This window comes from Pseudoglutamicibacter cumminsii (genome assembly GCF_016907775.1).
Taxonomy (GTDB): domain Bacteria; phylum Actinomycetota; class Actinomycetes; order Actinomycetales; family Micrococcaceae; genus Pseudoglutamicibacter; species Pseudoglutamicibacter cumminsii.
Genome location: NZ_JAFBCO010000001.1, coordinates 2,137,097 through 2,148,538 on the forward strand (window position 1 = coordinate 2,137,097; position 11,442 = coordinate 2,148,538).

The 11,442-nt window shown below is 58.6% G+C and carries 12 protein-coding genes; 3 read left to right on the forward strand and 9 right to left on the reverse strand.

Annotated features, from left to right (window positions below; all coding sequences use genetic code 11):
• Positions 1-134: 134 nt before the first annotated feature.
• The 9 genes from JOD50_RS09775 to coaD all read right to left on the reverse strand — a co-directional run bounded on the left by JOD50_RS09775 (position 135) and on the right by coaD (position 8,482).
• Entirely contained in the window at positions 135-1,451 is a 1,317-nt protein-coding gene (locus JOD50_RS09775; protein WP_204881374.1) for a CDP-glycerol glycerophosphotransferase family protein, read from the reverse strand.
• Positions 1,451-1,912: an adenylyltransferase/cytidyltransferase family protein gene (locus JOD50_RS09780; protein WP_204881375.1), complete on the reverse strand. Its 462-nt coding sequence runs from the start codon at positions 1,910-1,912 to the stop codon at positions 1,451-1,453. The genes JOD50_RS09775 and JOD50_RS09780 overlap by 1 nt, the downstream gene beginning before the upstream one ends.
• Before the next feature lie 114 nt (positions 1,913-2,026).
• Positions 2,027-2,980 carry a glycosyltransferase family 2 protein gene (locus JOD50_RS09785; RefSeq protein ID WP_204881376.1) on the reverse strand — a complete coding sequence of 318 codons (954 nt, stop codon included), beginning with the start codon at positions 2,978-2,980 and terminating at the stop codon, positions 2,027-2,029.
• Positions 2,980-3,966, reverse strand: a complete 987-nt coding sequence (locus tag JOD50_RS09790; protein ID WP_239541575.1) for a CDP-alcohol phosphatidyltransferase family protein — start codon at positions 3,964-3,966, stop codon at positions 2,980-2,982. The genes JOD50_RS09785 and JOD50_RS09790 overlap by 1 nt, the downstream gene beginning before the upstream one ends.
• Positions 3,963-5,021 carry a glycosyltransferase family 2 protein gene (locus JOD50_RS09795; protein ID WP_204881377.1) on the reverse strand — a complete coding sequence of 353 codons (1,059 nt, stop codon included), beginning with the start codon at positions 5,019-5,021 and terminating at the stop codon, positions 3,963-3,965. The genes JOD50_RS09790 and JOD50_RS09795 overlap by 4 nt, the downstream gene beginning before the upstream one ends.
• Positions 5,021-5,842 (reverse strand): ABC transporter ATP-binding protein, encoded by an 822-nt coding sequence (locus tag JOD50_RS09800; RefSeq protein ID WP_204881378.1) that lies wholly within the window; start codon positions 5,840-5,842, stop codon positions 5,021-5,023. The genes JOD50_RS09795 and JOD50_RS09800 overlap by 1 nt, the downstream gene beginning before the upstream one ends.
• Complete coding sequence (locus tag JOD50_RS09805) at positions 5,826-6,677, reverse strand: ABC transporter permease (protein ID WP_204881379.1); 852 nt, start codon at positions 6,675-6,677, stop codon at positions 5,826-5,828. The genes JOD50_RS09800 and JOD50_RS09805 overlap by 17 nt, the downstream gene beginning before the upstream one ends.
• A gap of 136 nt (positions 6,678-6,813) precedes the next feature.
• A complete protein-coding gene (locus JOD50_RS09810; RefSeq protein WP_204881380.1) occupies positions 6,814-7,869 on the reverse strand; it encodes an LCP family protein in 1,056 nt (351 codons plus the stop codon).
• A 145-nt stretch (positions 7,870-8,014) separates the two neighbouring features.
• On the reverse strand, positions 8,015-8,482 hold the full coding sequence (gene coaD / locus JOD50_RS09815) for a pantetheine-phosphate adenylyltransferase (RefSeq protein ID WP_204881381.1): 468 nt from the start codon (positions 8,480-8,482) through the stop codon (positions 8,015-8,017).
• Between the two features lie 86 nt (positions 8,483-8,568).
• Here coaD and JOD50_RS09820 point away from each other — a divergent pair, with 86 nt between their 5' ends.
• Genes JOD50_RS09820 through rsmD form a run of 3 tightly spaced genes read left to right on the forward strand, consistent with a single transcriptional unit; the run spans position 8,569 to position 11,428 of the window.
• Positions 8,569-9,891, forward strand: coding sequence for an aminotransferase class I/II-fold pyridoxal phosphate-dependent enzyme (locus JOD50_RS09820; protein WP_204881382.1), 1,323 nt, complete (start codon positions 8,569-8,571; stop codon positions 9,889-9,891).
• A 17-nt stretch (positions 9,892-9,908) separates the two neighbouring features.
• Positions 9,909-10,805: a spermidine synthase gene (locus tag JOD50_RS09825; protein WP_204881383.1), complete on the forward strand. Its 897-nt coding sequence runs from the start codon at positions 9,909-9,911 to the stop codon at positions 10,803-10,805.
• Positions 10,802-11,428: a 16S rRNA (guanine(966)-N(2))-methyltransferase RsmD gene (rsmD, locus tag JOD50_RS09830; RefSeq protein WP_204881384.1), complete on the forward strand. Its 627-nt coding sequence runs from the start codon at positions 10,802-10,804 to the stop codon at positions 11,426-11,428. Before JOD50_RS09825 ends, rsmD begins: the two co-directional genes overlap by 4 nt.
• Positions 11,429-11,442: the final 14 nt, after the last annotated feature.

An 11,442-nucleotide genomic window follows, 5' to 3' on the forward strand; every position in this document is an offset into this window, starting at 1 on the left:
ATCTTAGCTGATTCAACGGCGCGTCTCCAATCAGCACCACATGGCGTGGCGCGGTCATGTTCTGCAACGGTCGAGCTGACGCGTTAATTCTAAGACGTCAGTACAGTTCGTCTAGGCCCCGCACAAGATGACGGTCAGCTGGATGACGGAAGAACAGACGCAATCCCCAACTCATCCGCGAGGGCCTGGTCACGCTTCACAAGAATGTCCCAGCACGCATCGATGAACCTCTGACGCTGAGCACCCGGGCTGACATCGCCAAAATAATACGACGCGCACCTACGCCGTTCGGCAACCGCTTCCTCACGCTCAGCAAGTTTCAGAAGATCACAGATGCCTGCACCTTCAGCTAGCCCTGCACCGTGAGTTCCAGTCCCGGCAGGTTCCATAACGACGAGTGACTCGAGGATTCCTCCACTAACCCGCTCAGCTTTCTCGTGTTCAGGAGCGATCACCACGGTCGGCAGGTCGGCTGCCAACGCATCAAACGCCATCGCGGACACATCGAGCACCGCGGCGTCGGACACTCCCCACTGCCAACCTAGGCCTGGACGGTCATCGACCAGATGCTCCGATCCAGCTTGTTGAAGAATACGGCGGATCGTCCGATCAGCAGCCGCATGGAGTGCAGAGTTCCGTCCCGTCTGCGGGTGCGGTCGATACATAACCCGGTAGCCGGCTGCGACAAGATCGGTGACAACCTGAGCTCCACATGAGGCGACCGAAGAGTATGACATTTCCGGCCTGTCCCCTTCCCACGTGGGTGCATAGAAAACAGTCCGCTTCGATGTCGCCGGAACATGCGCCGGAGGCGGGTCCGGGAAGTCCATCTGCGGCCGTCCGACCTCATACAGCGCAACCCGATCCAGACCCACAAGCCGGGCATTCAGGCGATCACGTGCCCCCTGACCCGCGATCAACGCTGCATCATAAGCCCGCAACTGATTCGAGACCATCGACGCCTTATCAGACTCACCATGGCCCACGTGCACGTGCGCCGGAAGCTGCGCAGCCATCGCCTGGAAGTTCAACGTGTTGTTGTTCGCGTACAAAGCGACCCGAACGCTCGGCCGGCTGAGGGCCTCAATGACCTCGGCCATCCCCCACGCCAGCACGACGGGTACCTTCGCGATGTCACTGCATTCACGCATGACCCTCGGATCGCGAACGACGATGGCGGCGCCAGGAAGTCCGCGACCGCGCAGGTATTCATCGAGGTCATTGAGGGGACGCACCCACTGACGCAATTGATACGTCGTCAGCGGTCCACCTGCGTGAACGAGCGCAACCGAGTACTCGGCTTCGTTGTCAGAAGCGAACCCCCGCGCGGCAACGCGTTTGGCGACTCGGTCGTTCAGCGCACGCACACCAGCGTTGCCCAAAGTCACACTTCTCGCAACAACGCGGCGCATTTTCCGCATCGCATCGAGAGGCGAAACGCCAAGAGGCATTAGCCGAGCTCCTCAACAATTCGCGAGAGCGTATCGAGAGAATCCTTAAGCTCGGTGACCTTACGCTTATCAAAACCGGACAAGATGCGCTTGAGCTCCGTCGTGGAGATACCGTCGGTTCGCGGCAGGTAAATGACCTCTACGATGTCCTCAAGGTCATCGAACTTACCCTTCCAGTCCTCACCGATCGCGAAGGCGTCAACACCGTGCTTCTCGATGTCGGTACGCTTCTGTTCCCAGTTCTCTTCCGGGATCGCCTCGTCGACATAACGGATCGCGCGCACGATCTCGATACGTTGTTCAAAAGGAACGATGGGCTTCTTGCCCTTCATTTCGTTGAACTCATCGGTCGAAACACCCACGATGAGGCGGTCGCACTGCTCTTTGAGACGACGCAAGATGTTCAGGTGACCGATGTGGAAAAGGTCGAAGGTTCCATAGGTGATGATGGTGCGTGCCACAGGTCCTCCGGTTGACTACTGAAAGGCTCGAAAACTACAAAACGAAAGCGCCCAAACAGAAGATGGACGCAAGGTTAACTCCGTCTATCATCTCACAGGCTCAACATGATCCATTTACACGAACGGTGGACGCCCATATAGCGCCATCCGCAGATGCGTTGACCATTTCAACGGTGGCCGCGGCTGGTGGTACCACGGAGACCCTTCCCAACCGGACCGGTACCCCTCCCAATACCGTTGCAAACCACGCGGATCTTTACGCATCCGCAACGTCTGCCCAAGAGCCCAAACCATCGGATAGATCCACCGGAAAGGTGGCCGCAAATTACGTCGAGCGAGCCACACGCGGTTCCGGGCATTCAAACGGTAGAACTCTTTGTGCCTACGGGCGTCAACAACTGGATGCCCCACACGCATATCACCCGCATACCAGACACGATGCCCCGTATCCCAAATGCGCCACGCGAGCTCAATGCCTTCGTGCGCATACCAAAAGCCGCCAGCCCAGCCACCTGTTTCATCGAATAAATGACGAGGCATAACCAAGCACGTTTCGCCCACATGAAAAACGTTGCTTGAAACGTCCGGGGTCCGCTTCCAGATACGCGGCGTCCACCGGCGCGGCGATTGATCCGGTTTGGCAGGGTCCACAATCTGCGGCTGCAACAAGCCCATCGACGGATAGCGGCGGAAACGCTCGACCGCTTCAGCCACAAAATCCTTATCAAGCAACCATGAATCGTCGTCCAAGAACATGAGGTACTCCCCATGCACGTGTTCAACACCCGCGTTACGTCCCGCAGGGATACCCAGGTTCTCCTCGAGCTTGACGCCCTTAACCCCGGGCGGCAAACCCACAGGTTCCCACCCGTTGCCTACCACGGCGATGTTGATGTTGACGTCCTTCTGACGCAACAGCGAGCGCAAGGCACGGTCGAGCTCGGCAGGCCTCTGCCCCATCGTCAGGACAACGACACCCACCGTAGGCGTGCCTTCAACCTGCAGATGCGGTTGGCGCCGGATACGCGAGCGGCGGTTCGAGACTCGACGTTTGAGAGAAGAGAACATCAGCGCTCACCGTGCCGCTCACCTGAGTTATCGGCCTGGCTACTCAGCAATTCTGCCGGCTGGACATCGACATCCTCAGGACGCTTGTATTCCCATCCAGTTGAAAGAGGCGCCAAGCGAGCAGAAAAGACCTGGGCACAGAAATGCCCGATGTTCACACCCAACGTCGCAACGAGCAGGATCCACATGACCCACGCCTCAGCGATGACTGGCTTGCCGATCACAGCCGAGACAATCGATGCAGCTAGGAAAATCAGGCTCAACTCGACCGCATGCAGCAAGCGATGGAACGGAACGAAACGAGCCAAGCGGCGCAACCGTCCGATGAGCGAAGCCGGCGGCATCGCACGCGCTTCCCGCGTGTCCGGGAGCTTCTCAACGCCGGCGAACGCCCGCGAAGCGTGCATCATGATCGACTGCGAACGGTTCATCAACAACAGCACGCCCAATGTTGAGCCTGCCCATGCGGCCGCCCACCCAGCAGCAGTGAAGGCGTCCGGCGAGATGCCCATCGCAACACGCACGCCAACACCGACAGCAACAGCCGCCTCGGTCGAGTGGTGTGCGATCATATCGATGAAAATGCCCTTCGGGCCCCGGACCCCACGCCACCGCGCGATCTCGCCGTCGCAGCAATCGAGATAGAGCTGAACCTGCGACAAAATAACAGCAATCAGCGGACCCCAGATCCCAGGGATCAGCATCGCAGCACCCATAAACCAACCGGTGATCATCATGATTGTGGTCACCTGGTTCGCGGTGATCGGTGTCTTGATGAGCAGACGCGTGAAGTAGATCGAAATGTGGCGAAGATAAAGCTCCGCCGTCCAGTGTTCAGCGTTCTTTCGTGCCCGCACATGCGGCGGCTGGCACACCGCACGCAACTGGCTCAGCGTCGGGTTATGAGGCCGAATCAAACCATCCGGGCCAACAGGAACCGTACCGTCGGCAGAAACCTGAAGATTCGATGGATAGTTTTGACTCATTTGACTCTCGATGTGTCCTTGACGTCGCCTGCTCCGAGGATGCGACCGCGAATAAAACCTGCCGCCCACGTTCCGTGCATGGTTGGCAAGACCCGCGCGAGCAAACCCTTTTCCTTCAATGGAAGCTCACGTCCTGCATGCCATGCGGCGCCCAGGATCCCGATGCCGTAACCGATCGGAGCGACAGCCGCTACGTTAGTGGCTTTGCGGACCGCCGAGCCTTTCGACGTGAACGGGCGGATCAGCACACCGAGCACGCCCGCGCTGAACGCTATCAACCCGGCAGGAGGAGCATAGTGCTTGATGCGGGCGCCACCGCGGCCGCGCCGGCCCAGTTCCCCACGCCACACGCCTGAAGCAAAGGTTTGCCGGGCTAGGGCTCCGAAGTTATCTCTCGGATAGTAACGGACACGCAGCTGAGGATCGAACCACACCGTATACCCGGCCTCACGGATTCGTTTGCACAGTTCCCAGTCTTGGGCGCGGATCATCGTTTCGTCGTAGAGGCCAACGAGGTCAAAAATCTCGCGCCGGAAAACACCCAAATATGCCGAATCCGCTGGACCAGCTTGAGCGCCGGTATGGTACGGCGCGTTACCCAAGCCAAAAGGAGACTTGTACGCAGCGGCGACCGCGCGCTGAACCGGATTAGTGCCCTGAGCATCCATGATTCCGCCGACGTCCGCTGCGCCGGTCTGCCGCAACGTCTCAATCGCGATGCGCGTATACCCCTTGCTCAAAACCGAGTGGCCATCCACACGAATGATGACATCCGCGTCGACCGCTTCAATAGCTCTGTTCAGGCCAGACGGAGTATTCCCTGCAGGGTTTTCGACGAACAAAACCCTGGAATCCTTAGCCGCAAGTCCCTGTACGATCTCTTCTGTGCCGTCGTGGCTGGGGCCCACGGCCACCGCCACTTTCTTGGTCCCCTCATAGTCTTGAGCGAGAACCGAGGCTACTGCTTCCGCGATGTAGGCAGCGCCGTTCAAAACAGGTATCACATACGCAACCGTTGGATTCGCTTTAAGCTCGGGCAACCCATTGTTCGTCATTAGCCTCGGGACCTCTGATACGCCTTCACAACTTCCGGGGTGTCCCCGTCCATCATCAAAACGCCTTTCTCAATCCAAATAGTTCTGCTGCACGTGTCCTGAATCGACTTCATCGAGTGAGACACCAAAAAGACCGTACCGGCCTGATCACGGATTTCACGGATCCGTTTCTCAGAACGCTTGCGGAATGCGGCGTCACCGACCGACAATGCCTCATCGACAATGAGGATGTCGTGGAACTTCGACGCCGCGATCGAGAACTTCAACCGCGCCTGCATACCCGAAGAGTATGTGCGCATCGGAAGGTCAATGAAGTCCTCAAGGCCAGCGAACTCAACAATCTTGGGGCGCAGCTCTTCGATCTCATCCATCGAGAAGCCGAGTGCCAAGCAACCCAGAGTGATGTTCTCGTCGCCGGAAACGCTTGGAATCAGAGCGGCCCCGACACCCAAGAGGTTAGGGCGGGTTGCCGCATACGTAGCGCCAGCCGCAGGCGGCGTAAGACCAGTGATGGCGCGCAGAAGCGTCGACTTACCTGATCCGTTAGAGCCGATGATGCCGACGGACTCGTTCTTGTACGCAACAAAGCTGACGCCCTTGAGCGCGTGAACTTCGCGTACTCCGCGCATCCCCTTCTTGAAGATGCCGCCGCGTGCAGTAGCTCCCGCGGAGCGCCCGGAAGAGAACGCCTTGTACTTGACGTGCAGGTCGTCCACGATCACGACCGGCTGGCGGTCAGGGGCGATGCGGAGCTGTTCTTCCCGCGTTGGCGGTACAACCTCAGGCACGTCTTGCTTGTCTTGATTAGGAGACTCGGCCATACAGTTCCTCCGCTCGCCAGAAGAAAATGGTGCCAATCAGGAACAAGCCCACGGCCCAGCAGGACACGACAACCCAGGCCATCGGGTCATACGTGTGGCTTCCACCCAGGACTAGGCCACGGGCAATCGTCAGAACCTGGTAGATCGGATGGTAGTCGTACACGGCGACCACGGAAGGGTATTGTTCAAAGATGCTCTCGACAGAGAACAGAACACCCGATGTGAAGAAGAAGAAACGGTTGATGACCGGCAACAGCTGCGTCAGGTCGTGCGTGTGGACGGTCAAGCGGGCGAACGAGAACGCTACACCCATGTTGAAAACCGCGTAGATCGCGAAGAGTGGAATGATCAGCAACCACTCCCACCGTGGCCAATAGCCCAGCGCCATGACATAGATAAACATGACACCCAGCATCGGAACCTGCGTGAGTATCTGCTGGATCACGATCGAGAACGGCAAAGTCGCGCGCGGGAACGCGAGAGACTGCACGAGCGCTCGGTTACCCGTGATGGAGCGGGCACCGTCGCTCATGGACTTTGAGAAAAAGTCCATGAGGAATACGCCAATGACGACGAACGCCGCGAAGCCAGGCGGACGCCGGTCACCCTGCAAAACACCGAAAATGAATCCGTACATCAACGCGTTAAACGTTGGTTTCAGGATCTCCCACAGAACGCCGAGGCGGTTTTGAGAGTTGCGTGCACGGATTTTGGACTTTGCAAAGACGATGGCGAATCGCCTGCGGCGCCATGTCTCTCGGTAATATGCGAGAAGACCAGGGCGCGCACCCACACGGCTCAAGCCGTGGGATTTGGCCAACGCTGGGATGTCCATAGACGAGCTACTGCTTCCTCTGATGATATTGCCGTGCCTTCAACGGCAGGCTTGGTGTCAACGAGTCTATCTGTTTATGTCTGTGCCTCAGCGTATCGCCAACCTCACATCGAGCAGCGGTACACTGTTATGGCTCTTACTTTTTCTGCTCCTCCGGCAAGGATGCATAGAACTCGTCGACCGTGTCGTTGCGTAGTGCTTCGCCCAGCGCAGAAATCGCTGCGTGATCGGGCAAAACAATCGACTGGCCATCCGCGCTCCAGCCGCCACCCTTATTCGGCAGCGTGAAGCTCACGATGTCTGAGGCACGCACATTCTTAAGCTGTAGCCCCAGGCCAGTCAGAAGGGCTGGGTCGGAGAATTCTTCGTCCATCGAAATGTATGGCGCGATCGAGTCGACGACTTTGAAAAGCTTGGCCGGATTGGAGAGCGTTTCCCCGCTCAAGACCTTGCCGAACACAGCTTTCAAGAACTTCTGCTGGTTACGTACCCGCTGGTAGTCGCCGTCTGGGAAGCTCTTGCGTTCACGAACGAAACGCAACGCCCTGTCGCCTTCGATATGGACTTTGCCTTTGGGATAGTGGTAGTCGGTGTCGTGCGCAACGAAGTCGAAATCGTTATCCACGGTCACTCCGCCGATGGCTGTTGTGAGGTCACGGAAACCCTGGAAGTCGATGATCGCAACATGGTCGATGCGGGTTTCCAATTGGCCTTCAAGGGTCTGGACCAGCAGGGGCACGCCACCGAAGGACATCGCGGCGTTAATTTTCGCTTCGCCGTGGCCGGGGATGGTGACCCAGGTGTCGCGGAGCATCGAGATGACGTAGACCTTGTCGCGCGTTTCTGGGATGTGGACGAGCATCATCGAATCGGAGCGACGGTCCGTTTGAGTCGCGTTCGGGTCGATAGCTTCCCGTTTGCCCTTCCTCGGTCCACCGTCGGCGCCAAGCAGAAGGATATTGATCGACTTATCGCCTGGATCCTTTACCGGGCGGTCCTCTTCGTCCGGGAATGCGCTCGCGATAGTCGTCGTTTTCTCAAACGCTCTACCGAACTTTGACGCGAGGCCAAGTCCTGCCCCTACGACTGTCACCACGATGATGAGCAGACACCCCAGTACGACGCGCCCTACGTGCCTTGGCCGGTGCTTCACTCGGCGCGGCACGTACGTGCCGTGCGTGGTTCCGGTCATTGACGCTCCTCCGGTAGTCGGTTCGCGACTCTGGGCAGTCCGCAGCTTTCGGTGGTTGAGTTTCACATTGGGTCGGCTGCTGTGCGACGTGTACCGACCGTTCTAAGGATAAAGCGATTTCAGCTTTACTCTGTGAATTTAGTTTCTAATCTGTGAATTTGGCGGCGACGCTTTTAGGAACGAATTCCGTAATGTCCCCGCCGAGCGATGCCACTTCTTTGATAAGCGAAGAAGAAACATACTGATATTCAGGATCTCCGAGTATGAAGACCGTCTCAACACCTGTGAGGTGACGGTTCATCGACGCCATAGGGGTCTCGAATTCGAAATCTTGGCTGTTACGCAGACCTTTCAGGATTGCGCGGGCGCCCTTGCGCGCGCAATAGTCCGCCAATAGCCCGTTCCCCATTGGCTCAACGATGATGCCGCTGATCGAGGACACTTGATCACGAATCATTTGGACGCGTTCGTCTTCGCTGAAGCGATACGTCTTCGTTGGATTCGTGGACACAGCTACGATCACTTCGTCGAAAAGCGAGGCCGCGCGCATGAAGACCTCGAGGTGGCCTTTGTGTACAGGGTCGAATGATCCTGGGCATACAACACGAGTCATGTGAATACTGTGTCATATTTTCCTGGGAGGTTCCTTGAATTGGCGCCGTTCGGGAAGCCTATGGAGTTCGCCGGTAGTGTAGAGGCATGTCCAGCAGCAAGGATCAGAACAGCAACGTTCAGAACAGCAGCAGTCAACAGCCGCGTTTTTCTTCGACTCCTGCCGGCGAAGCGATCGCGCCGTGGTTTCAGGGTGCCCGCCGCGCTCGTTTGGCGGGTGCGCATGGTTTGAAGAAAACCATTTTCGAGGAGATTTCGGATCTAGCGCGTCAGCATGATGCGGTGAATCTGGGGCAAGGTTTCCCGGATGACGATGCGCCCCAAGAGTTGGTGGATATCGCTCAACAGATGCTGGCGCGGGGTCACCATCAATACGCTCCGGCGGCAGGTACCAAGGATTTGCGGGATGCTATCGCTGAGCATCACCAGGAGTGGTACCGCTTTACTGTGGATCCGGATACGCAGGTAGTTGTGACTTCGGGTGCTACTGAAGCGATTGCGGCGGCTGTTCTCGCGTTCGTTCGCCCGGGCGACAACATCGTAACTTTTGAGCCGTTCTATGACGCGTATGCCGCTATCACGGGTTTCGCACGTGTTGAGTTGCGCACGGTTCCGTTGGTTTTCGATGAGGCGACGGGTTCTTTCCAACCGGATTGCGAGGCACTCGCGGAGGCCGTGGATGACAAGACCCGTTTCATCATCGTGAACGATCCGCATAACCCTACGGGCTCGGTGTTCAGTTTGGAGAGCCGCAAAGCGATCGTGAAGGCCGCTGTGGGCGCATCGGCTTTGATTCTCGTCGATGAGGTCTATGAGCACTTGGTCTATGACGGCGATTTCCTCCCGTTTTCGCATACCCCTGGAGCGTGGGAGCGCACGATCTCGGTGTCTTCGTCCGGTAAGACGTTTTCACTCACGGGCTGGAAGGTCGGTTGGGCCACGGGCCCAGCTCAGCTGATTGACGCGGTGCGCACCGTCAAGCAGTACCTCACGTTTTCCTCGGGCCCGATGTTCCAGCCGGCCATCGCTCATGGATTGCGTATGCCGCGTGAGTTCTTCACTGAGCGGGCAGAAGACATGGGTCGCAAGGCAGAGCTTTTGGTTTCAGCGCTTGAGGATTCCGGCGCGAAAGTGATCCGCCCGCGTGGCGGGTATTTCGTGCTCGCGGATATGTCTCCGTTCGGAATTGAGGACGCAACACAACTCTCCCAGGTGTTGCCTGAAAAGGCCGGTTTTGCGGCGATCCCAGTGAGCGCTTTCACGACGCCCGATTTCAAGGGCCGCTACGCGTCTTATCTTCGGTTCGCGGCGTGCAAGTCGCACGCGACAGTCGAAGAAGGCGCCAACCACATCCGTGCTTCGCTCGCAGATGTTGCCCGCGAGGTCGCGCGCGGCGGCGCTGAGGCTTGAACGGAACCGGCTTAGACATGGACGGTCCACTTGATTTTTCGCGTCCGAGCGGTTCTGAGTTCGTTGCTAGCGAGGTCCTGGGATCCGGTGCGGTGGCTGCGTGGTGGCGTTCCCCGTGGATTCCGGGCGGTTTGACGCTGGATATCGATGGCGCTGAACAGTCCACGATCTTCCCGGCGGATCAGTCGCGGCTTCTCTATGACTATCTGCAGTGGATGCAAGCGGCTCTTCAGCTGTGGACCGTGCCCCGCGTCGAGCCCGGATCCGCGACGTTCATCCATCTTGGTGGGGGCGGCTTGTCGCTTCCGCGGGCCCTGGCGGTAGCCGACCCCGCTGGCACACACATCGTGGTGGATCTGGACCCTGACCTGATCGATGTGGTTTTGGCGCGGGTTCCGTTCCCGAGCGAAAAATCTCCACGGGTGATCGCGGGCGATGTGCGTGATGCGTTGCCGAGGGCGGTTGAAGCTGCCGGTGGGCTGGCTGATGCGCTCGTTCTGGACATCGCGATCGAACCCGACTCTCCGGACCGTCTCTTCGATCCCGAGTTCATGAGGGAGATGTTCGATGCGGTACGTCCTGGTGGGCTCGTGCTGATCAATATCGGTGATGATCCGGGGCTCGATGCGACGCGCCGCATGGCGGCTTCACTCGAGCAGGCTGGCGGTAGCTATTTTGTGGCGGCTGATTCTTCGATGTTCACGCTCGCGATGCCGGGGAACGTGGTCCTCGGTGCGCATCGGGATGCGGAGCCGCAGAGGGATGCCGGGGCGTTCGATGTGGCGGAGCTGGCTCAGCTTCACGCGGCGGGCCCGCGGCCCGGAACGGTCATGAGCCCTACCGAGTTTACTGAGCTATTCGCTCGCCGCGACCGTGTGGGAGCACCACATAATCGACGTTGGGAGGACAAGTGAGCCGAATCATCGCAGGCCTCGCGGGTGGCCGTAAGCTCGAAAGCGTCGCCGGGCAAGACACCCGACCAACCACCGACCGCGTCAAGGAAGCGTTGTTCTCCCGCCTCGATTCGTGGGACATTCTCACCGATGCGCGGGTTCTGGATCTGTTCGCGGGATCCGGCGCGCTCGGCATCGAAAGTTTGTCTCGCGGCGCCTGGAGCGCTGTTCTTGTGGATCACGCACGCTCGGCCGTCACGGCTTTGCGGTCGAATGCGAAGCTCATCAACTCGGTACTGGGTCTCGGTTCGGCGCGTCAAGGGACATCACATGCAGGCGCGAGGGTTGAGCAGGCTAAAGCCGCAACCTTCCTCGCGAACTATACGGGACCTTCGTTCACGCTCGTGTTCCTCGATCCTCCCTACCCCATGAGTAGCCAAGACGTAGACGCGATCCTCACAGCGCTCGCTCCCCACCTTGAGGACGATGCCGTGGTCTGCCTCGAGCGAGCCTCCAGCTCCCCTGCCCCGCAGTGGCCCGAAGGACTTTCAGCGCTCACACCGCGCCGTTACGGGGAGACGACGTTGCACTTTGCTGAGACACCTATAGGTGAGACACCTGCAGCTGAAACATCCGCACTGTAGCGCTGGAAACATCG

Excerpts from the sequence above, each read along its gene's own strand:
- JOD50_RS09820 (WP_204881382.1), top strand. The coding sequence starts at position 8,569 with ATGTCCAGCAGCAAGGATCAGAACAGCAACGTTCAGAACAGCAGCAGT.
- JOD50_RS09825 (WP_204881383.1), top strand. The coding sequence starts at position 9,909 with ATGGACGGTCCACTTGATTTTTCGCGTCCGAGCGGTTCTGAGTTCGTT.
- coaD (WP_204881381.1), bottom strand. The coding sequence starts at position 8,482 with ATGACTCGTGTTGTATGCCCAGGATCATTCGACCCTGTACACAAAGGC.
- JOD50_RS09805 (WP_204881379.1), bottom strand. The coding sequence starts at position 6,677 with ATGGACATCCCAGCGTTGGCCAAATCCCACGGCTTGAGCCGTGTGGGT.
- JOD50_RS09790 (WP_239541575.1), bottom strand. The coding sequence starts at position 3,966 with ATGAGTCAAAACTATCCATCGAATCTTCAGGTTTCTGCCGACGGTACG.
- JOD50_RS09775 (WP_204881374.1), bottom strand. The coding sequence starts at position 1,451 with ATGCCTCTTGGCGTTTCGCCTCTCGATGCGATGCGGAAAATGCGCCGC.
- JOD50_RS09795 (WP_204881377.1), bottom strand. The coding sequence starts at position 5,021 with ATGACGAACAATGGGTTGCCCGAGCTTAAAGCGAATCCAACGGTTGCG.
- JOD50_RS09785 (WP_204881376.1), bottom strand. The coding sequence starts at position 2,980 with ATGTTCTCTTCTCTCAAACGTCGAGTCTCGAACCGCCGCTCGCGTATC.
- JOD50_RS09810 (WP_204881380.1), bottom strand. The coding sequence starts at position 7,869 with ATGACCGGAACCACGCACGGCACGTACGTGCCGCGCCGAGTGAAGCAC.
- JOD50_RS09800 (WP_204881378.1), bottom strand. The coding sequence starts at position 5,842 with ATGGCCGAGTCTCCTAATCAAGACAAGCAAGACGTGCCTGAGGTTGTA.